Genomic DNA, 20,172 nt, shown 5'->3' with positions numbered 1-20,172 from the left:
CGATGATTAAGGTCTCTAGAGCCAGCCCCTAAGGTTATCCCAGCCACCGTGTAGCTCTTGCTCTCCTAAGTATATGCGGCCTGGAGAACCCTCAATAACTTCTCCTATGAGGATATAGTCTTCAGGCATATTAAGGTCCGTGAAAACAACTATAGAGTACTCCTCCCCCATGTAACGTAAAACACTACTTAAGTCTATAGAGTACTGCTCCGAGATGTCTAGTATTTCCCTACACACACCCTCAAAACGTAACTTCATAGCCACGTCATTCATTCTTAAAACACTCCTTAACGATTCTAAGCCGTCACTAACGTCCGTAGCTGCTTTCACCTTATCAAGGTCTTTCAGAAACTTTAACGGTGGGTCGGGTCTTCTCAGAACTTTAAGGAATTTCTTAAGGACTTCATCATCTAGTACTCTCTCGTAATGCGTTAGTGCAGGGATAGAAGAAACACCTAAGCACTTCGTTGAGTACACCTTATATCCTGGTTTCAGCCCTTTATTGCTTATCGGGGTTCTTGAAATTCCAAGTACGGCGACATCTAGCCAGCCCTCTTCAGAAGTGTTTAGGTCGCCTCCCAGGAATAGCGTTCTGAGTGCTTGGCACGAGTCGCGCAGTCCGCGAGCCACCCCCTTAACGTCCTCCAAGTTCATGTCTTTCGAGAGACCTACGGAAGCTGCGAGAGCTATCGGAGTACCTCCCTTAGCTATCACGTCAATAGCAGCGCCTAGAGCTACTCTATATGCTAAGTCGTCAAACCCCATCCAAGGATACCTCGATGTCTTGAATGACGTGCCATCTATCTTAAGGAAAAACCACTTGCCCAAAATTCTTAAAGCTCCTGCGTCATCTAAGTAACCGAAAGGTATCTTAGTATAATACTCACCAAGTATGTTAGCAATGACTTCAATTAACTCCCGCTCACTAAACCTACTAACACTCATTAATTACGCCCAAATAGAGAGAGTTTATAAGAATTAAAAGAGATATGTTATGTAAATAAGGTGACTAATCTAGTGCTCAGAAGTCTTAATGAGAGAGTTAAGGCGTATTTTTTACTCACCTTCTCCCTAGTTCTCATACTTTCTTCCTTGACATCCCCACACACTACTCCGGCCGTCAGCTACGCTCAGGAGACCCCCAGTTATGAAGTTTATAATTTCGTGTACGTGGACGTAGCCGCGATCACGTACGCAAACAATGTTTCTGAAGGGTATTTCGAAATACCTATAAACTACACTGAACCACACTATACTCAGGTAGTGCAAGTCTTCAAGATTGGCGGAGACGTTGTAGTTAATTCTTCCGGAAATAATACAGTTTTTAAAATACTGATAAGTAATAACACGCAAGGCTATGTAATACTAAACGTCACATTAATTCGTGAGTCACGTAAGGAGTTAAGCATTGTGTCGCGGGCCCTGTATCTGGGAGATATAACTCTTTATGATTATCCGTATCCTGCAGAGATTGTGGAGAAGTATGTGTTACAACCTAACGAGAAGGTAATTAAAGTTGTTGTCCCTCTCTTTGAGGAGTGGATGCATAGCAAGCTCCCTTCAAACCTTAACTTAAGTAAAGTATCTAAAACTTACTTAGCTGTCTGGGCAGCCAACTACATATATGGGGATTACCTCATAAAATACAACGCGAGTCCCGTGCCCAGGTCCTTAGATGATGTTCTAGAAAAAAGAGAAGGTGATTGTGATGATAAATCTAGGATCCTCCTTAGCTTGCTCTGGTATTACGGCGTCCCAGCAAAGATACAGTACGGCTACGTTTACCTGAAGTTTGACTACCTAACAGATGTTTACGGCTCTCTCACCAGGTTTATTAACGCAGGACCTCACGCGTACGTAGTTATTTACGTGCCTACAGTTGGGTGGGTTTCAGTAGATTTTCTTGCGTGGGCACGCTTATATCACCCAACACTCATAACTGGGGAGTCAACGTACTCTAGCGTAACTAACGAAGACCTAGAGGAAGTTGAGAAATTCTACACCTCATTTAGGTATCTCGAGTTAATAGAAATGCATGAGTCTAGCAAGCTACCAGAAGACTTAGTTAGGGATTTAATAAATGATGATTTAATAGGGAGACTAGAGAGAATGCTTAGTGAGAAGCCTCAAGAAACAAATACTGAAACTACTACTCCCACCACATCAACCACAACATATCCGACCGCAACGCAGCCTGCCAGCACATACAATGAAGAAACAACTAAGACAATATCTCTTGAGTTCCCTGAGGTCTTCCTAGTAATTGCTTTGGTTCTCACCGCCACGATAGTACTGCTATTATTGGTTGTCCTGAAGACTAGACCTTGATCTAGAAGGTGATTAAGCAGTGAGTAAGTCAATTCTATGTGAGGTGTGTGAGGAAAGACCTGCCATCAGAAAATGTAGGATATGTGGCAGGCGCGTATGCGAGAAACATTTAAGTGAAGACGGTGTTTGCGCCGTCTGCACGGATTTAATGTGTAGAGTATGTAAAGCCAGACTCTCAGTAACTTCATGTATCTTGTGCGGCAGACCTATTTGCAGGACGTGCTCGGTAGAGCTAGAACCCGGGATTCGTATGTGCATACACTGCGCTAGTAATATCTCAGCTAAAGAGCAAGAACCTGAGTCAGGCTCGTTTGGTGAGCGTGTTGAGCAGAGACATCCTTAAAGACATAGTGTGTGGCGACTACTACTTCGTCTGTGTAGGCACTGAGTTAAGAAGTGATGATGCTGCCGGCTTAAGACTGTGTGAGTTCTTAGTAGCTCGTGGTTTCCCTAGAGACAGAGTTATTATGTGTGAATTTGGCCTAGAGAACTGCATGTCAGTCATCCAAGAGCGTTCTGTGAAAAACGCTCTAATCATTGACGCGGCAATAGTTTTGGGAGAAAGAGAAGGAACTCCTAAGTACTTCATAGCAAGCCTAGACTCGATTGACGACACAGTGGCTCTAGTAACAACGCACTCACTACCTATCAGACTCGTCATAGAGTTGCTAAGAAGAGAGGAGTTGTTTAAGGACGTACGAGTTTTAGGCGTGGTAGCGAGAAACCTTGACTTAGGTGAGGGAATCAGCCCAGAAGTGCAGGATACTATAAGCTTCTTAACTGACTTAATCATCAAGACCTTAAGCACGTGTAGTATTTAGGTGAAGCTAGCTACAACTATCGAAAGAATTAGGGCTATGAGTGCGGGAATAAACGCGTATTTGATTATCGTGGATATTCCTTGTTCTATCCTGAACCTACCGAAAGAAGATTTAAGAACAGTTATGGTGGTGAGGACTATCAAGTACTTCAGGATGATAGTTAAGACGCCTAAGACTAAGTTGTTACTGAAGGGGTGCGGACCTCCTAAGAACAAGAACGTAACTACTAGCGAAAGGACGTAGAGGTCTGCGTCGTGAAGGAAGTTAAAGAGCGCTAAGAGAGGACCGCTAAACTCTGTTTCCACTCCAGCTATTAACTCTTGCTCAGCTTCCGGTATATTGAATGGCGAGAACATTAGCTTAGACTGGATAGAGATTAAAGATGCTATAGTTGCTAGGAGCATAGGTATCGCCGTAAGCGGGTTGGTCCACAAACCCCATACAGTCTCGGCTGTCGTGCTGATAGAGAAGACAGGCTCTTTCTTCATGACAAGACTCACTAAATAAACAGGAACTATAGTCGCGGTAAAGAACGCGGGCTCTGCTACGACCAAAATAGATGAGAATCTCGATACTCCCTTAATCGTGAAGGGGTTTGTTAACGAAGTGAACATGAGTAGTTCTGAAACAGCTACCCAGACACCAAGGAAGTATATGAAGAGTATCACGTCGTAGTTGAATGCTATTCTTACTGGTGATATAGGTAGTAAGAATAGTGAGGCCGTCAAAGCCCCAAGTCCTATACAGCCAAAGACTCTTGCAAGCCTAACACTACCATACTTGTAGTTAGGTTCTGTCTTTACTAGGAGTAGCTTGAGGAAGTCTGCGAAAGGCTGCAGTATTCCGAGAGGGCCTACGTACGAGGGCCCCATTCTCCTCTGAGTTCTAGCGAATAACTTTCTCACCCACCACTCACTAAGCATTGAAGCGATCCAGAGTGTTAAGAGACCCGGAAACACTAGCGCGCTGAAGACCGTTAATAAAATAAGTACTAGTTCATTCACCTTAAATCACCTCGTGAAGTATATGAGGGCAACTAATACTAGCAAGCCTATGTACGTAACCATATACACACCCCAATCATTTAATACCCCATTATGCATCTGGTCTCTTAAGAACGTGTATAATCTGCGGCCAGCACCCCTCACTATACCCCAGAAGAGGTTACGCACTGAGACATCAACAGACCTTATGGCAGTCACAGATTCCCCACCTATGTAAGGCTCTGAGTATTCTGAGCTTGTCTGTATTGTCTTCCTAGACAGCGAGACGTAAATTAAGTACATTACGAGTGAAGAGAGCACTAACACGCTACTCAAGAATAGAGTAGCTGTCCAGGGATCTAGATTAAGTGAAGTCATCTCTGCTCACCTACCCCAAAAAACTAAGTATCCTTGTAGCCAGTAGTTAAGTATTCCTTCTTTCGAAGTCGTTGCCTCTACGAACCTGCGTAGCCAGTCGCTAATCGTAGGCGATAATAATCCCGTCATCAAACACGCTACACTCAGTACTAGAAGTATTATTGAGGGAAACATACTCGTCTTCACGAACTCTCTCCTAGGTATCGTGAAGAACGCTGCGTAGAGTAGCCTAACATACCCTAAGAGCGAAACTGCGGAGACTATGTTGATGATTACTGAGATGTAGGGAGCTCCTGCTTCAAGATAAGAGGCATAGAGCAGATACTTACTAAAGAATCCTCCGAATGGCGGAATACCCAGTAACTGAAGGACACCCACTACCAACACAACACCTAACACAGGGTTTTTCCTAGCAACCCCACCCAGCTCATCAAGCTTTCTAGTTCCTCCAGCCATGTAGATTATCACGCCTGACGCGAGGAAGAGCAGAGACTTACCTATGCTATGATTTATTAAGTGGTAGAAAGCTCCTGTGAGCCCGTCCACGAAGGCTTGCGAGCCCGGCCTAGATAAGAGAGAAGAACCTATGGAGAGACCCACTAAAATTAAGCCGATATGGCTTATCGTCGAGTACGCAAGCAACCTCTTAATATCATCTTGTACTGCCATCATGAAAGCTCCTATTAGTCCTGAGGCAATTCCTAGAACGAGTGTTATCAAGAGCATTAAGTCTCTCAGGTCACTCAACACGGAGAACGGGTTGAATATAGTGTAGAAGAATCTGAAGATGGCATACACACCAACATTTACTACAAGACCTGACAACGCTGCTGAGACGGGGGTCGGGGCTTCGGGGTGTGCGTCGGGAAGCCAGAAGTGATTAGGGAATACAGCTGATTTGAATGTGAAGGCCCATAACGACAGGGCTAGAGCTACCGCGGTAGCGGCGTATACTTGACCGTAGTAAGGACCTGAAATTAAGTTGTGAGCCCAGAATAGAGTTGCTTTATTCGTTAAGTCAGCCATATTGAGTGTCCCGAAGGAGGCGTAAATAAAAACTAACCCTATAAAGTAGAGGGTCGTAGCCACAGCCCCGAACAACCCGTATTTTATAGCAGCTTCAATAGCCTCCGGCTTATTCCTGTAGAAACCTACTAGAGCGTAAGCGCTGATAGACATTACCTCAAGCATGACGAATAAGTTGAAGGCATCACCCGTATAAATACAGCCAAGCATCCCTACCTCAAGACCTAAGAGTAGAGTGTAGTAGTACGGTGCGTCCTTTAAATCCCTAATATACCACGTACTATACAACGTTATGAGGAACATGACTGAAGCCGTTAGTAAAGCTATGAGAGAGTTTACTTCGTCTACCTCATACGATATACCTATCGGAGGCCACCAACCACCGAATGGGTAGGCCTTAACTCCTTCCCTAACAACTACGTTAAAGTTGTATATAGCTACTATCAACGCGTATAGTGAGGCGGCAGACGCGTACACGTGGAAAAACTTAATATTCTTTACGAACATTCCTAGCAAAGGCAACACAAATGCGAGACCTATGAGTGAAGGAACTAACACACCTATACTTAAGTAGTACACTATATATCACCTCAATCAAAAATTCTTTTAGCGAAACTCTCAAAAACTTTTGAGACTATCTTCCTCACCTCAGCAGGTTCTGTCGTGACAGCGTTTATCCAGTGGACGTAGAAAGCCCTTTCTTCAGGAGACACGTCAACTACCACAGTGCCGGGAGTGTTAGTTATTGAGTTAGCTATAGTCAGCATAGCGTAATCGCTTGTGACCTCGTATGGGACCTTAACTATCCCTGGATTTATAGGCATTTTAGGGTGTAGTATTCTCCTCATCACGTCTAGGTGTGCTCTAACCTCGTCTACGAAGAAGTACCTCACAGAGTAGATGAGGAGCCAGCCAAGCCTCTCTATCTGAATTAATTTGCTGGGGTTGCTTATGACTAGGTTAGCAGTTATTAGTGAGGTTGCTAAAGCTACTATAGCTCCAGTGATTAAGTCGTATGTTGATACGGACCCGGAAAACACCACGTAAACTATAAAGACCAAGAAGAAAACACCTAGAACCTTGCCTACAAACCTCACTCTAGTCACCCCCTCAACTTAGCTACTTTCCTAACGTCTGTCGTCCCGTAGAGTCTGTAGACTTGTAGTGTGAGAAATACTAAGAAAAGCGTGACAGCAAGACCTATAACTATAGCCGTTAAAACTAGCGCCTGAGGCAGCGGGTCTACAGCTTGATTAATGAACCGTCCTAGGTCTTCGCTCGAGGGCTCAACCCCAATTAAGACTGGAGGTATCGGCGGCTGCTCTGGTGATGGCCACCCCCTATAACCTACAGCTATCGCTAAGACGTTAGCAGTGTCTGAGAATATTGTCAACGCAATTATCTTCTTTATTAGACTGGGTCTTACAAAGACACCATATAGTGATATGCCTACATTGAAGAATAGGCTAAATAAGAAGACATTAAACAAGAAAGTATTTGCTTCAACCATGCGTCTCACCACTAACAAAACTCTTAACTATCTCTTCAGGCACAGAAAGCAATATGAAGACTAAAGTGAACCCGCCTGCTACAGCCAAATACTCAAAAACGTTGAAGAAGAATAATGAACCACTTATTAACGCGCCTGAGATTTGAGCAGGCAGTCCTACTGGCGCGTTGAATTTAGGCTGGTTCTGGAAGACATAAGCGTTGAGCCCCGTGAATAGTCCTATGAAGACGGCCGCTAGGGCTGTAAAGTATATCCCTAAAAGACCTACAGTCCTTAGCACAAGCATGGGCTTCTCTGAAACGCCTTTGCTGAGTAAGAAGTATACTGAGAAAATCACAAGGATTAGGAGGGGGGCCACTGCCGCAGCAGAACCTCCTTGGAAGCCCCCACCGGGTGTTAGGTGACCATGAAGTGCTATAGAAGCACTTACCGCGATTATTAACGGTACCAGTATTTTAGTTGCGGTCTTGCATATCAAGCTTAACCCGCCGTCACTATTATCGTTTTTACTGTCTAAGACAACCTTAAGTGATATGCCTCTCATTAGAGCTAGCGCGCCTACTATAGCTAGAAAGAAAACAGCTGTTTCAAATAACGTGTCAAGACCTCTATAATCCCAGACTATAGCGGTGACTGCTTCAGGACTCATAGCCGTGAACACGGGGTACTGCGGGTTTAATGTAGTGTAGAGATACCAGGAAGCTAACAACCTGACTCCAGGTAGTGGGAGCGGATAGTAACCTAGAGCACCACTATTGAATGCTAGAGAGATTGTGAGAACTAGTATTATTAAGCTACCCAGTACTAAGATTTTCTTAATTCTCATCTGCCGTCACCCCCTACTTCTCCTGACTCGCTCTCAGTTTTTTCAGTCTTCTTTATTAGGAAAAGAACTACTGCAGGATACAAGCCTACAGCTACTGGTATGTAAACTAACGCTATATCAGGAGCCATTAGTAAGTAGAATAGTATAGCATACACGGTGCTCTGTAACGCGGAGAAAACTACCGCTTTAATTAAGTCGCTTTCCAAGACGGCTAAGTATGTTGCGATAAGTGATATGACTCCTGCTATAGCCATAAACAAGTAAGTTAGCGTGTTTAAATTTATCATTTCTTCTCACCTTCTCCCAACTTCTCTTTCAGAGCGTCGTGAATTAGTGGATGAGGAATTGCTGCTTTAGACCTGTAGGAGGCTCTGGCTAACGCGTGAGAGCCTACAGGACCTAAGAGTAGTATCAGTAGAGCAGTCACTACAGCTCCTCCCGCAACGAACCACCTGTACGTTCCTAACTCGACGTAACCGGCCGCAAATAAAGCAGCTCCTATTAGTGGGACGAAAGCACCCCATATAGTCCCTACAGTAGCGGCATGTAACCTCACGAAGAAGTTAGGGAATCTTAGTAGACCTATAGACCCTATAAGGTCTGCTATAGCTCCTACTACTATCATCAAAGTTCCCATGAACATTAATATTTCGTTAATGACTTCCTCTATCATAGTCATTCACCCATCTCTCTAGACTCGAGATATTTAGCTACGTAAATATCTAGAGCAAATACCCATAAAGCCAAGACAATAGCTACGGCTATCAAAATAGGGGAGCGGAAGAGTATGCTTAAGATAGTTATGAAAGCAGCTAAGTCGTAACTCATGGCGTCTATAGCTAACACGCTATCAGGTATTGTGGGTCCCTTAACGGCTCTCACAGAATATAGTGTAAACGCTGTCAAGTAGACAGGTAACGCCCAAAAGACCACTAGTAAATACAGCTCAGAATTCACTGAACATCACCAGCCTTAACCTTAGTAGTGGTTGATAAAGAAAGTTCACTAGAATCTATAGGCGCTGAAGACGCAAGTCTGTACTCGTTAGTGATTAAATACGCACTTGTAGGGCAGACAGTAACACATCTATAACAGAAAACACACCTGAAGTAATTGACTACCGGGTATATCTTCCTAGCGTTAGTCTTAGGTACTACGTATTCATCCGGGACTTTAACCATAGTTATGGCGTTCGCAGGACATTCCACAGCACATAGAGAGCATCCAATACACTTCTTCAGATCTGCGTATTGCCTCCCTCTAAAGTCTGGCTCTATAGAAGTTCGTTCTTTAGGATACTGTATAGTCGCTGGCTTAGCGAAGATCCCCTTAATAACTTCTTTAATTAGAGCTGGCTTCACTTCTTAACACCTCCTAAAGCTTTCAGAGGTACTCGATACTTAAGGCCCCTCCTCAAATCTGTTATTACTGCTCTCTCCATACAAGATACGCACGGATCAAAACTCCCCAAAATAATCGGCACGTCAGCTATCATCTGATCAACGTAAGCAAAAGCGGAGTTAACTATGTTGTTTAGTGAGGGAGTTCTTATCTTGACTCTATAAGGCTTATCACTACCAGAACTGCTGACATAATATGTTAACTCGCCTCTAGGAGCTTCAACAACCGCGTAAGACTCGTCAACTGGGAATCTCCTGGGTAATCTCTTCTCATCAGGTACTGGATTGCCTTGAGGTAAGTGCGTCAAGATATACTTCACCATGTTTATAGACTCGTAGAGCTCCCCGAACCTCACCATAGCTCTCGCGTAGCTGTCGCCATAGTCTTCTGTAATGACATTAAACGGTATATCGCCGTATGCGTCGTACTTGTCTTGAACTCTCACATCTGTTTTAACGCCAGAACCCCTAGCTACAGGTCCTACTAAGGAGTGAGCTAAAGCATCTGCGTGTTTTATCCTACCAGCATCTCTTAACCTCCTGTTTATTGTCACGTCTTCTTGAAAAACCCTATGATAATACCTTATTCTCTCCTCGACTCTCTTAACCATGTCTAATATTCTGGAGGCCTTCACCTCGTCTAAGTCTCTCCTAACTCCGCCAACCATCATGTAATCAGCCATTACTCTCTGTCCAGTCAGTATTTCCTTAGATTTCATGATGTATTCTCTATCTCTCATCAAATACATGAATAAAGTCTCGTATCCGGCTAGCTCTGCCGTCACAGCTAGTATGAGCATATGACTATGTATTCTCTCTAGCTCCATCGCAAGAACTCTTAAGTACTTAGCTCTAGGTGGCGGGTCTACGCCGAGTATGTACTCAAGTGCTCTAACGTAGCAATTAGCGTGAACTGTGTTGCATATACCGCAGACACGCCCAACAATAAATATGTCTCTATAAAAAGAGTTCTTCTCGGCTAGCTTCTCCACACCCCTATGATTATAACCAGTCATGACGTCAACTTTAATTATTCTCTCTCCGTCTGCGTAGAGCTTCAATAACAGGGGCTCATGTAGTGCTGGGTGTTGAGGACCTACAGGTATCTCAACAGTTACTGGTATCTCGATGAGGTGTGTGGCTTCCATCTTAAACACCTGAGTCTTTCCTTAATGGATAGACGCCTTTAGATGATAAGTCTTCCGGGACGAAGAAAGACCTTCTTAAGTAGCTGTTCCCCTCAAATAGTATTCCTAAGAGGTCGTGAGTCTCTAGCTCGCCTGCGAGAGCGCCTGGAATTAGGTCAATCACTGACGGTATGACTGGATTCTCTCTAGGCAGGTAAGCACGGAGCACTAAGTACGTGTCATGCTTAAACACGTTAATGAAGTAATCAATTCGTATGAGGTTCTTCTCAGGGAAGTCCGTGCCTTCTATAGTGGCAAGATATAAAGCTTCTCTACCTAGGGCCTCAACCAGCTTAGTAAATACTTCTCTAAGCTTGCTCGCCTCTATCTCAACAACTGTCCTATTAGGTTTCATAGTATAAGACTTAACCATATATTCCTTGAGTAGATCAACTGGGCTTAGGCCCGTCGCCATCACCTCCCTCTAACTTCTTGAGTAACTTAATGATGCCTTCAAGTATGGCTTCTGGTCTAGGCGGACATCCAGGCACGTAGACGTCAACCTTAACTACCTTATCAGCCCCGCCCACGACCGGGTAAGAACCGTGAAAAACACCACCGCTAAGAGCGCAAGCACCTACGGCTACAACAAACTTGGGTTCAGGCATTTGCTCATAGAGTCTCTTAAGCCTTTCAGCAGCTTTTTTTGTCACAACCCCTGTGACAATCAGCACGTCGCCGTGTCTCACGGAAGGAGCAAGCCTAACCCCGAATCTCTCAGGGTCGTAGTGTGGCGTTATAGACGCGAGAACCTCAATATCGCAACCGTTGCATGCACCGGTGTTGAAGTGCACTAGCCAAGGTGAGTACTTGATTATCTTGACTCTCTCCATCTATTCAACACCTTCCTTAATCCCAGACTCATAAGCATGGATTGGCTTAAAAATATTTGGGGACTCATTATGATTATTTTTGAGTTGATAATACAGAAGCTACTTGACCTAGAGGTACCCCACCATCATTGAGAGGGACTCTATCAGGCGTTAGTATAGGTATCTCAAGCTCTTTAAGAGAATCTCTAATTCCACTCACTAAGAAATCATTCACTGCAGCACCACCACCTAAGACGATGAAGTCAGGCTTGAAATACCCGCTGTCTATCACCTTAACTACTATCCTTCCTAAAGCAGCTCCTAACCCGTACTGACTAGTAACTCCTATATCGGCTTTCACGCGCGTCCTCAAGTCAGTATTAGTTAGAGTCTCAACAGCCTTACTTAGAAATGCCTTCAAATCAATCACGTAGGCTCCATCAGAATACGAGACTTTAAAGTCTTCGATTAAGTCGTTAACTACCTCGCCACCGCGTGAGAAAGCTTCTAACGTTATGGCAGGCTCACCCTCGTACGTTCTCGCGTAGCATACCCCCAGTAATGCGGAGATAGCGTCTAGAAACCTTCCAGTAGACGAGGACTTCACATATTTGCCGTGCTTAACTAGAGTGTACAAGATATCTATCTCCTCAAGATCTTTCAGTCCTTTTTCAAAACCTAGCTTTAGAGCTACATCTTTAACCTCTTCGGGACTCATGAAAGTGAGGAGGCTGGAGACCAGATACCTAGCTGGCCTGTATGTAGATTCGTCGCCCGCGAAGGGCATGTATGAGAGAAAACCTACTCTATTGTAGCTTAGGTCCTCACTTATAGTCAAGACTTCACCACCCCAGATAGCTCCGTCATCGCCATAACCCACGCCATCCACCACTATAGCTATGGTAGGTCTCCCAAGTATTTTCTGGTCAGCCATAGTAGCTAGAGCATGAGCGTAATGATGCTGCACCTCAAGCAACTCAAGCCCCTGGTCTAGCGCGTAGAACCTCCCTAAGCGACTCGAGTTATAGTGCGGGTGCTTATCTATAACAACGATAGATTTGCTTACGTCTATCCTGTAATTACTTATGATGAACTTTAGGTATTTCGAGAGATCCTCGAGAGTATCAAGGTCGTCAGCATCACCTATATACTGGGTTAATACCACCTTATCCTCAAAACCTACAGCGCCAGCAGACTGTAGCTCAGCCCCGAAAGCGATCACATTCTTAGGTAGTTTGCGCCCTATCTTAATCCAGGTGGGAGCATACCCCCTACCTCTCCTGAGCAGTACTGGCTTCCCGTTAGTGAATCTCACTACTGAGTCATCTGCTCTGTTAACTATTTCTCTATCGTGTGTTAACACGTAATCAACTATTTTATTGAGTTTGCCGTAGACGCATTCCTCACTAACACACATAGGTTGTCCTTTAGGGTTGCCGCTAGTCATTATGAGGAATTTGTCGCGTGTGTCAAGTAGTAGTAGGTAGTGTAGCGCTGTATAAGCTATGAATACGCCCTCAACGTCCATGTTCGGCGAGACGTGCTTAGAAACTCGTGAGTCTTGCTTTTTAGGGAGCAAAACTATGGGTCTCTCAGGCGACTTAAGTAATTCTTCAGCTTTCTCATCAACTATCACTATCTCTCTCAAGACTTGCGTGTCTAGACCCATGATAGCGAAAGGTTTAGTAGGTCTCTCCTTCCTTGTCCTTAGCTTAAGAACTACGTCGTCATCCGTAGCTAGAGAGGCTACGTGGTACCCCCCAATCCCTTTCACAGCAACTATAAAACCTTCTTCAATAAGCTTAGACGCCTCTTTAATAGGGTCTCTAGTCTCGATTAAGACCCCCGTATTGTCTGTTAGCCAGAGTCTAGGACCGTCTGCAGGGCAACTTATGCCTTGTGCGTGGTACCTCCTCAAATCCTCGACATTGCTGTATTCTCTAGAACACTCGTCGCACAACCTATACTTGCTCATAGAAGTGTTTTCTCTATCGTACGGTACTCTATACATCATCGTGAACCTAGGTCCACACCAAGCACACGAATTAAACGCGTATCTATACCTCCTACTACTAGGGTCTAGAACTTCTCTCAAGCAGTCATCACATATGGCGAAGTCCGGGGGTATCATAGACCTCTTTATAGCTTTGACATCACTACTCAGTATAGTGAAGTCTCTGAAGCCACCTGTGTCGTTCAAGACCTCAATATCTATGCCCTCAACACGCGCTGTAGGGGGCTTATCACTCATTAGTTTCTTAACGAAGCTCGCGAGAGTCTCGTAATCCCCCTCAACAACAACCTCAACTTCTGAACCACCGACGTTCCTTAAATAACCTTTCACGCCTAGCCTCAGTCCTAATCTATGAAGGAAGGGTCTGAAGCCAACTCCTTGAACAATACCCTCAATCACTAACCTCAGTACAGGCATCTCTCCCCACTGAACATGACTTTACTCAGCTAATTAACTGAGTTATTCTTATAATGTTTTAATTCTTTAGGAGACCCTATAACAAGTTTATTAAGGCTATAACCCCCTCCATAGCTAACACTACTATGACAGAAGCTATCAACACCCCAACTACTATAGCTAGTGACGCTCTCAACTTATCCAAGCCAAACACATGAGTAATTAGTGAGGCAGTCCAAGCTCCCGTTACTGGTAAAGGCACCGCAACAAATGCTGTTAGACCTAAATAACCCCACTTACCTAAGTATTTAAGACCCTCTCTCCTAGCCTTACACACTAAACGAGAGTATAAGCGAGCAACTATCTTCACTAATCTATTACTAGAATTCAGTAATGAGTTTTCTAGAAACCGAAGAATCTCTAGAGCTACAAAAGGAATTAAAGAGTTACATAAAACAGCCAAGATGATCAGCAACCACCTAACACTACTGTCTTGAGAGATGGCGTACGCTAAGGGTATAGCCCCCCTAACTTCTGATACAGGAGCCAGTGCGCTCAAGATGACCAAGAAGATGTTAGTAATAGATAAAGTCATCGCCTCACCACATCTCTCAAGACATGAATACCTCAAGCAGACCTAAAAATATTGTATTGCTTACGTGGGGAGAGAATCGCGTTCTCTCATAACTCTACTGAGCTTATAAAGCGTTATATACGATATATTAGCGGGTTCAGTGAGTAGGGTCTGGTCTCCGCGTTCAGGTGATGAGGGTCAGCACGAACATATACACTCAGTAACGCCTGCTAGAGTCTATCTAAATAATGTCTTGAGTAATAGGTTCCGGATGATTAAGATTAAGCCTCTCCATAGTTTGAAGACTCCTGAACCGCCTCAATTCTTCATGGTTTGGGTGCCAGGCGTTGACGAAATACCGTTGAGTGTAGCTGACTACGACGGGGAGACCATAACATTCATTTATGAAGTTAAGGGTGCTGGCACTAACGCCCTGTCCAGACTTGGTCCGGGGTCTTACCTAGGTCTTAAAGGTCCTCTAGGCAAGCCTCTAAACATAGTTGAAGGATTCTCAACTCTCCTCGTCGTGGGCGGCTCGGGTGTCGCGCCAACGCCGTACATAACTAAATACTTAGCTTCTAGGGGTTGTAGGTTCGAGGTTGTCTGGGGGGTTAAGAAGAGGAGTGAGCTCTTCAACCTAGGCTCCATAATGAGCGGTGTTGAGTATATACACATAGCTACTGAAGACTGTAGTGTCGGTTATTGCGGGCTGGCATCAGAGCTGGCCAGAGAACTAGTTAATAAGTATAAGTATGACTTAATCATAGGCGTCGGACCTAAGGGGATGCTTAAGTCTTTATGTGAGGTTACTTCCGGGCTCAATACCTACGTAGTCTTAGAAACTATCGTTAAGTGTGGTTTAGGACTCTGCGGGTCTTGCGTCCTCCCCAACACTGATAAACTACTGTGTGTTGACGGACCAGCATTTAAGTGCGAGGAGGTGATGCAGTATCTCAAGTCATAATGTAGACTTAAGCACTACCTTAGCTGGAGTGAGGCTTAAGCACGTCCTAATGAACGCTAGCGGTATTCTAGGAGCTACTCCAGAACACATAGTTAGGTTAGCCAGCTACGGCTTAGCAGCCGTAGTAACTAAGACATTTACTGAGAAACCGAGAGGAGGCTATGGGCCGCCAATAATACTTAAGCTGAAGAACTGCGGATACATAAATGCAGTGGGCTTAGCTAACCCAGGTATCGAGTTACTACCTCAGGTAGTGAAGAAAGGCAAGGAGTTAAATCTAGTGACTATAGTCAGTGTCGGCGGCTCAAGTCTAGAGGAATTCATTAAAGTCTCTACAGTAGCTCTTGATTCAGGCGCGGACATGCTTGAGTTGAACCTCGGATGCCCTCACACGAAGGGTTACGGACTCGATATCGGGAGTGACCCGACAAATGTTTACGAAGTCGTTAAAGCTGTAAGCTCCTTAAGTAGTGTTCCAGTAATAGCTAAGCTAGGTCTGAGCGACAACTACGTTAAGTCGTCCGGTAAGGCGCTTGAGGGAGGTGCTAGGGCATTAACTCTAATCAACACCATCAAGGCGATGGTAATAGACGTATACTCAGCAAAACCTGTACTCAGTAACGTCTTCGGAGGAATGTCAGGTCCCCCGATACATCCAGTAGCTGTCAAGGTAGTCTACGACGTCTATAAAGAATACGAGCCAGACATCGTAGGGGTTGGCGGAATAGTAGACTGGGTCTCAGCCGCAGAGTTCATACTAGCTGGAGCTAAAGCACTTCAAATAGGCTCAGCACTCTCAACAAAACCTAAAGAAATAATAGATTCAGTTTTGAAGGGGTTAAGAGAATGGGTTAGTGAGTTAGGTTACACAAGAATTGCAGACCTTGTAGGTCTAGCCCACAAAAAATAACTCTACCTAAGTAACGTGAGAACTCTTCCCCTAACCCACGCTATGTTTTAGTTTTTATATTCCCTAACCTTCTTATTGTTCGGGGCCGTAGTTTAGCTTGGTAGAATGCGGGGTTCGGGTCCCCGTGGTCCGGGGTTCAAATCCCCGCGGCCCCACTGAGTAGCTGGGGAAGCAACTAGCTTAGGCCTAGCACAAGTAGAGATTCCATACTTAACTACCATAAACTCTTCTCATTAAGTATCCATGCTTAGTCCCGATAACTACTCTCTCTTCAGCGTCTCACGTGCAAACATAGTTACTAGCGTTGCGCTGGCTACTGCTATTATTACATTATATTCTTATTGAGCAACGCGGGTCTAACAGAGTTGATATAGTCTGGATTACTGCTGTTGTCGAGAAGAGTATCACGTTAAACAAAGCTACCGAGGTTGCGGAGTATTTTGCGTCATAGCCTTCTTTAGCCATAGGAAGTGCTACTATGTGGAGTCCTGAAGCAACACCTAACAAAACTAGCGAAGCGCGTAAAGCCTCGCTACTAGACGCTTAAGTAGCGTAGAGCATTAATACCCACGAAACTGTAGAAGTCAGCGTAGCTAAAATTATTACCGGCTTCCTGCGAACTAATACGTTATCACTTAAGAAACCCGCCACAGGTGACGTGAGTGTGAACGCTAATGCGAGAATCATCAAGTACTGACTACTTACCTCTAAACTCAACCCAAACGACTCTCTCAGTAGCTTCTGACCCCAAGCACATTGATAAGCTAGCGTAACTCCATAAGTTGCTATAGATGCTGCGCTGAGTCCCCCACATATGTGGGTCTCTTATTAAGTGCCTGAAGTGACTTAAAGTTTCTATTAGTTTGCCGTCACGCGCGTTCAAACCAATATCTTTAGTGACTGAATAAAAGAAGCGCTCTAATAACTAGTGTCACGATCATCATAACTTCTAAGAAAGTTTTTAGTCCGATAGAGTTTAAGGTAAGTCTTAAGGGTAAGTAGCAATCATTGCGCTTAAGTTTCCTACTAATAACGCGTATGACGTCAACTTACCCTGCATCTTACTACTATATCTGAGCGAAGTTGCTCTCTGGTAAGTTAGGAAAGCCGTAGCGTAAGAGAAGCCAACGACAGCTTTCCCAAAGATTAAGAATTGAGGACTCATGAAATACATCACGAAGGTTCCAACAAACATCAACATGAAACCCAAACCCTAGGACTTCATCTTTTAGCTTAAACTTAATGATTAAAGTAGTCTTACGTTACGTGCTTTTAGTTATCTTTCGAGATATTTTCTCAGCGTTTTCTCATAAATTACTATACCAATAAATAGTACTACAAGTGTTGTTAGGGTAGCTCCAATAATATAATGAGCAACTTCCGCAGGTTCAGCCTCAAAAACAATCACGTATCTTATGACGTCTACAGCCCATGTCGCCGGACTGTAATATGCTAATACGCGCATCCATTCTGGAAACCACTCTCTTGGAAACCATATACCTGTCAGAAAAGCTAGTATTAAACCTAGAGACACGCTTAGACTTGAAGCTCCTCTAACGCTCCTTACCCCCAATGATAGTATAGAGCCCATCCCAAGAGATAATGAGGCCAGAACTAAAAACATTGCTGGCACTACCCAATGTTCTACGCGGAGCGGGTTCCAGTAAATTTTTGCTCTACAGACAAACACGCCGAAAACGATTATAACAACTGATATGACCGAGAGGGATAAAATGCCAGACAAGATCTTTCCAAGTATTAATTCAGATGGCGTGGTTGGTGACGCTAGTATCTTGCGTAGACAACCTTTCTGTTTTTCTTCTAGTAGTGCTGTCGAGCCTATATTTAATCCGCTGTAAAGCATAGTCATTCCTATGGCTCCGATAGTATACCAGCCAATCCAAGCCTCTCTGGAAATTAATGCTTCAGGTAAAACCTCAATGAATGTCGCGTTTATTGGTTTCGCTAGCCCCCTCAAAAATCTCTCAACGATATCTAAGGGAACATATTCCTCTGGAATAAATTTCATCATCCAAGTAATCTTCTCCTCAGAAGCAACCTTGCTAAATTCTTCTATGAACTTCTCTAGCATGTAGCGGTTAATTTGGGCAGACTGCACACTCTTCGCGCCAACATAAACCTCTAAAGCGGCCTGTCCTAAAGTCAGGTTCTCACCAAAATTCTCCGGTATTATAATGCCTGCATCGATTCTTCCCTTCTTAATATCCTCAATTAGAGAGGCTCTGTCTTCATAGATTTTCACATTAAAGAGTTTTACACCCTTATATTGGGCCTCCTCCAAAGCTCTGACAAGAACCGAGCCATTCACTGGAAAACTTGAGGATACATCGTAATTAATTAGTCCGAGACTCATACTCTTAGGCTGGTCTAATCCAGGAGGAATAAGAATGTAGGCTGTTAAAACTAGCCATATTAGCGGCCAAGCAATCATCCAGAAGACAGCATTCTTATCTCTAAAAGTCTCCTTTAAATCCTTCACTATAAGCGCTTTAATTACGCTAGTCTTCAATTCTCCTCAATCCTCCTACCAGTTAACCTTAGGAAAACGTCTTCAAGCGTCGGCTTAACAATCCTTACAGAAACTATTCTAACTCCGATCTTGAAGAGGTCAAGAGATATTTGAGGTAGAAGAGTATCTGGATCCTCATGATATACTCTTATAGAAGAGTCAGTCACTACAATATCTCCTGGTTCAAGATATCTGTCTAGTACTTTTCTAGCCTTATGCTGGTCACTTGAGTTAAGGAGTTCAATGCTTATCACAGGCTTAGGAGCATAGCGCTTCTTTAAATCTTCAGTTCTTCCCTCAACTATTATCTTACCGGAATCCATAATAGCCACCTTATCAGACAGGACCTCAGCCTCATCCATGTAATGCGTTGAGAATATTATCGCTCTATCTGAACCCTTAATTTCATTTAGTAATTGCCAGACCTCTCTCCTCACCCGCGGATCCATACCTGTTGTAGGCTCATCCAATATGAGGATGCTCGGTTCATTTATTAATGCGGCGGCGAGATTCAGCCTCTTCTTCATCCCGCCGGAATAAGTTTTTACCGGCTTATTCGCATATCCTTCTAATCCTACCCTCTTTATTAGTCTTTTAGCTCTCTCAAGCGCTTTCTTCCCTGTTATTCCATATAACCCAGAATAAAACATTAGATTCTCTAAACCAGTTAGATTATCATATAGAGCTGGGTCCTGAGGACAGTAATTAATTTTAGATCTAATCTCTGGATTTTTCACTTCACCGCCTAGTATCTCAACAGTTCCCTCGTCAGGCTCGATCACACCAATAATCATTGAAAGTAGAGTTGACTTCCCGGCACCATTCGGTCCGAGAAGTCCGTAAGCCTCGCCAAACTTAACGTCAAAACTAACTCTATTTACTGCAATATTGTTACTAAATCTCTTCGTAAGTTCGCTTACTTTAACAGCTACCCTCATTAAACATCCTAAATCTAGCGTTGAATATTGTCTTAAATATACTTTTAGAGCTTAGAACGTTAAGAGGGTTGTGGTGTTTGAAGGGCAGATTTGATTTAGTGAACAGCACTCTCAAGTATAATTATGGAGTTGCGCCTGCCTACTTAAGATATATAAGTCTTAATAATAATTAAGTTATTGGTGATTGGATGAGGTCTTACTGTGAGGTCTATGTTAGAGATGTGTTGCCTTCACTCAGGCTCTACTTAGCTGAGAAGCTAGTACGAGATTATGGCTTGACTCAGCTAGAGGTGTCGCGCATGCTAGGTATTTCTCAACCACTCGTTAATTACGTGGTGAATAAAAGAAGAAAGCCGAAGATGTTAGAGAAGCTGGCTAACATACCGAGAATTAAAGACATAATAGATCAGAAAGCTAGAGAGCTGGCTATAAAAGGAGCTAATTCTGGAGGTCTAGCCTGCGATTTCTGTATCGTATTGAGAAAAGAGGGTTTAGCAGATCAAATTATTAAGTCCTTAAATTACGAGATATGTAAGTGTGCTGAAAGAGAACTCACCGCTAGGTCATGAGGTCCT

General features: G+C 43.9%; 28 protein-coding genes and 1 tRNA gene. 7 read left to right on the top strand and 22 right to left on the bottom strand.

What is annotated here, in order from left to right; all coding sequences use genetic code 11:
* Nucleotides 1–15: 15 nt before the first annotated feature.
* Complete coding sequence (locus QXL29_03350; GenBank protein MEM2283629.1) at nucleotides 16–945, bottom strand: AIR synthase related protein; 930 nt, start codon at nucleotides 943–945, stop codon at nucleotides 16–18.
* A gap of 72 nt (nucleotides 946–1,017) precedes the next feature.
* On the opposite strand from QXL29_03350, the gene QXL29_03345 reads away from it, so the two are divergent.
* From QXL29_03345 to QXL29_03335, 3 genes are read left to right on the top strand one after another with little or no spacing between them, the layout of a single operon-like run.
* Nucleotides 1,018–2,328: a transglutaminase family protein gene (locus QXL29_03345; GenBank protein ID MEM2283628.1), complete on the top strand. Its 1,311-nt coding sequence runs from the start codon at nucleotides 1,018–1,020 to the stop codon at nucleotides 2,326–2,328.
* Nucleotides 2,329–2,347: 19 nt separating this feature from the next.
* Complete coding sequence (locus tag QXL29_03340) at nucleotides 2,348–2,671, top strand: hypothetical protein (protein ID MEM2283627.1); 324 nt, start codon at nucleotides 2,348–2,350, stop codon at nucleotides 2,669–2,671.
* Nucleotides 2,652–3,149, top strand: coding sequence for a hydrogenase maturation protease (locus tag QXL29_03335; GenBank protein ID MEM2283626.1), 498 nt, complete (start codon nucleotides 2,652–2,654; stop codon nucleotides 3,147–3,149). Before QXL29_03340 ends, QXL29_03335 begins: the two co-directional genes overlap by 20 nt.
* On the opposite strand, the gene QXL29_03330 is transcribed toward QXL29_03335, so the two are convergent.
* From QXL29_03330 to QXL29_03260, 15 genes are all read right to left on the bottom strand, one after another.
* Entirely contained in the window at nucleotides 3,146–4,153 is a 1,008-nt protein-coding gene (locus QXL29_03330) for a complex I subunit 1 family protein (protein MEM2283625.1), read from the bottom strand. The genes QXL29_03335 and QXL29_03330 overlap by 4 nt on opposite strands.
* A gap of 6 nt (nucleotides 4,154–4,159) precedes the next feature.
* Nucleotides 4,160–4,510, bottom strand: a complete 351-nt coding sequence (locus tag QXL29_03325; GenBank protein MEM2283624.1) for a hypothetical protein — start codon at nucleotides 4,508–4,510, stop codon at nucleotides 4,160–4,162.
* A gap of 6 nt (nucleotides 4,511–4,516) precedes the next feature.
* Nucleotides 4,517–6,115 carry a proton-conducting transporter membrane subunit gene (locus tag QXL29_03320; protein ID MEM2283623.1) on the bottom strand — a complete coding sequence of 533 codons (1,599 nt, stop codon included), beginning with the start codon at nucleotides 6,113–6,115 and terminating at the stop codon, nucleotides 4,517–4,519.
* Nucleotides 6,116–6,126: 11 nt separating this feature from the next.
* Nucleotides 6,127–6,633, bottom strand: coding sequence for a Na+/H+ antiporter subunit E (locus QXL29_03315; protein MEM2283622.1), 507 nt, complete (start codon nucleotides 6,631–6,633; stop codon nucleotides 6,127–6,129).
* A 5-nt stretch (nucleotides 6,634–6,638) separates the two neighbouring features.
* Complete coding sequence (locus QXL29_03310; GenBank protein MEM2283621.1) at nucleotides 6,639–7,046, bottom strand: sodium:proton antiporter; 408 nt, start codon at nucleotides 7,044–7,046, stop codon at nucleotides 6,639–6,641.
* Nucleotides 7,039–7,872, bottom strand: a complete 834-nt coding sequence (locus QXL29_03305) for a Na(+)/H(+) antiporter subunit B (protein ID MEM2283620.1) — start codon at nucleotides 7,870–7,872, stop codon at nucleotides 7,039–7,041. The genes QXL29_03310 and QXL29_03305 overlap by 8 nt, the downstream gene beginning before the upstream one ends.
* Nucleotides 7,869–8,159, bottom strand: coding sequence for a hydrogenase subunit MbhD domain-containing protein (locus tag QXL29_03300; protein ID MEM2283619.1), 291 nt, complete (start codon nucleotides 8,157–8,159; stop codon nucleotides 7,869–7,871). The genes QXL29_03305 and QXL29_03300 overlap by 4 nt, the downstream gene beginning before the upstream one ends.
* Nucleotides 8,156–8,545: a monovalent cation/H(+) antiporter subunit G gene (gene mnhG, locus QXL29_03295; protein ID MEM2283618.1), complete on the bottom strand. Its 390-nt coding sequence runs from the start codon at nucleotides 8,543–8,545 to the stop codon at nucleotides 8,156–8,158. Before mnhG ends, QXL29_03300 begins: the two co-directional genes overlap by 4 nt.
* Nucleotides 8,546–8,547: 2 nt before the next feature.
* Complete coding sequence (locus tag QXL29_03290; GenBank protein MEM2283617.1) at nucleotides 8,548–8,829, bottom strand: monovalent cation/H+ antiporter complex subunit F; 282 nt, start codon at nucleotides 8,827–8,829, stop codon at nucleotides 8,548–8,550.
* A complete protein-coding gene (locus QXL29_03285) occupies nucleotides 8,826–9,233 on the bottom strand; it encodes a 4Fe-4S binding protein (protein MEM2283616.1) in 408 nt (135 codons plus the stop codon). Before QXL29_03285 ends, QXL29_03290 begins: the two co-directional genes overlap by 4 nt.
* Nucleotides 9,230–10,420 (bottom strand): nickel-dependent hydrogenase large subunit, encoded by a 1,191-nt coding sequence (locus QXL29_03280; GenBank protein ID MEM2283615.1) that lies wholly within the window; start codon nucleotides 10,418–10,420, stop codon nucleotides 9,230–9,232. The genes QXL29_03285 and QXL29_03280 overlap by 4 nt, the downstream gene beginning before the upstream one ends.
* Nucleotide 10,421: 1 nt before the next feature.
* Nucleotides 10,422–10,814, bottom strand: a complete 393-nt coding sequence (locus QXL29_03275) for an NADH-quinone oxidoreductase subunit C (protein ID MEM2283614.1) — start codon at nucleotides 10,812–10,814, stop codon at nucleotides 10,422–10,424.
* A 34-nt stretch (nucleotides 10,815–10,848) separates the two neighbouring features.
* The gene (nuoB, locus tag QXL29_03270) at nucleotides 10,849–11,292 is read right to left on the bottom strand and encodes an NADH-quinone oxidoreductase subunit NuoB (protein MEM2283613.1); all 444 of its coding nucleotides are present in this window, start codon (nucleotides 11,290–11,292) and stop codon (nucleotides 10,849–10,851) included.
* A gap of 73 nt (nucleotides 11,293–11,365) precedes the next feature.
* The gene (hypF, locus tag QXL29_03265; GenBank protein MEM2283612.1) at nucleotides 11,366–13,702 is read right to left on the bottom strand and encodes a carbamoyltransferase HypF; all 2,337 of its coding nucleotides are present in this window, start codon (nucleotides 13,700–13,702) and stop codon (nucleotides 11,366–11,368) included.
* Nucleotides 13,703–13,778: 76 nt separating this feature from the next.
* Complete coding sequence (locus QXL29_03260) at nucleotides 13,779–14,276, bottom strand: small multi-drug export protein (protein ID MEM2283611.1); 498 nt, start codon at nucleotides 14,274–14,276, stop codon at nucleotides 13,779–13,781.
* Between the two features lie 139 nt (nucleotides 14,277–14,415).
* On the opposite strand from QXL29_03260, the gene QXL29_03255 reads away from it, so the two are divergent.
* From QXL29_03255 to QXL29_03245, 3 genes are all read left to right on the top strand, one after another.
* A complete protein-coding gene (locus QXL29_03255; protein ID MEM2283610.1) occupies nucleotides 14,416–15,219 on the top strand; it encodes a dihydroorotate dehydrogenase in 804 nt (267 codons plus the stop codon).
* Entirely contained in the window at nucleotides 15,206–16,129 is a 924-nt protein-coding gene (gene pyrD / locus QXL29_03250; protein ID MEM2283609.1) for a dihydroorotate dehydrogenase PyrD, read from the top strand. The genes QXL29_03255 and pyrD overlap by 14 nt, the downstream gene beginning before the upstream one ends.
* Before the next feature lie 81 nt (nucleotides 16,130–16,210).
* Nucleotides 16,211–16,284: transfer RNA gene (locus QXL29_03245), tRNA-Pro, on the top strand.
* Nucleotides 16,285–16,459: 175 nt separating this feature from the next.
* Here QXL29_03245 and QXL29_03240 read toward each other — a convergent pair.
* The 6 genes from QXL29_03240 to QXL29_03215 form a co-directional block, all read right to left on the bottom strand.
* On the bottom strand, nucleotides 16,460–16,636 hold the full coding sequence (locus tag QXL29_03240; GenBank protein MEM2283608.1) for a hypothetical protein: 177 nt from the start codon (nucleotides 16,634–16,636) through the stop codon (nucleotides 16,460–16,462).
* Nucleotides 16,637–16,672: 36 nt separating this feature from the next.
* Complete coding sequence (locus QXL29_03235) at nucleotides 16,673–16,846, bottom strand: hypothetical protein (GenBank protein MEM2283607.1); 174 nt, start codon at nucleotides 16,844–16,846, stop codon at nucleotides 16,673–16,675.
* Nucleotides 16,827–17,012 carry a hypothetical protein gene (locus QXL29_03230; protein ID MEM2283606.1) on the bottom strand — a complete coding sequence of 62 codons (186 nt, stop codon included), beginning with the start codon at nucleotides 17,010–17,012 and terminating at the stop codon, nucleotides 16,827–16,829. The genes QXL29_03235 and QXL29_03230 overlap by 20 nt, the downstream gene beginning before the upstream one ends.
* Nucleotides 17,013–17,117: 105 nt before the next feature.
* Nucleotides 17,118–17,324: a hypothetical protein gene (locus tag QXL29_03225; GenBank protein ID MEM2283605.1), complete on the bottom strand. Its 207-nt coding sequence runs from the start codon at nucleotides 17,322–17,324 to the stop codon at nucleotides 17,118–17,120.
* Between the two features lie 81 nt (nucleotides 17,325–17,405).
* Entirely contained in the window at nucleotides 17,406–18,659 is a 1,254-nt protein-coding gene (locus tag QXL29_03220) for an ABC transporter permease (protein ID MEM2283604.1), read from the bottom strand.
* Entirely contained in the window at nucleotides 18,656–19,597 is a 942-nt protein-coding gene (locus QXL29_03215; GenBank protein ID MEM2283603.1) for an ABC transporter ATP-binding protein, read from the bottom strand. The genes QXL29_03220 and QXL29_03215 overlap by 4 nt, the downstream gene beginning before the upstream one ends.
* 188 nt (nucleotides 19,598–19,785) lie before the next feature.
* On the opposite strand from QXL29_03215, the gene QXL29_03210 reads away from it, so the two are divergent.
* The gene (locus tag QXL29_03210; protein MEM2283602.1) at nucleotides 19,786–20,166 is read left to right on the top strand and encodes a transcriptional regulator; all 381 of its coding nucleotides are present in this window, start codon (nucleotides 19,786–19,788) and stop codon (nucleotides 20,164–20,166) included.
* Nucleotides 20,167–20,172 lie beyond the last annotated feature (6 nt).

It is taken from the genome of Zestosphaera sp. (genome assembly GCA_038843015.1).
Lineage (GTDB): Archaea > Thermoproteota > Thermoprotei_A > Sulfolobales > NBVN01 > Zestomicrobium.
This window is presented reverse-complemented; position numbering and strand designations above follow the sequence as displayed.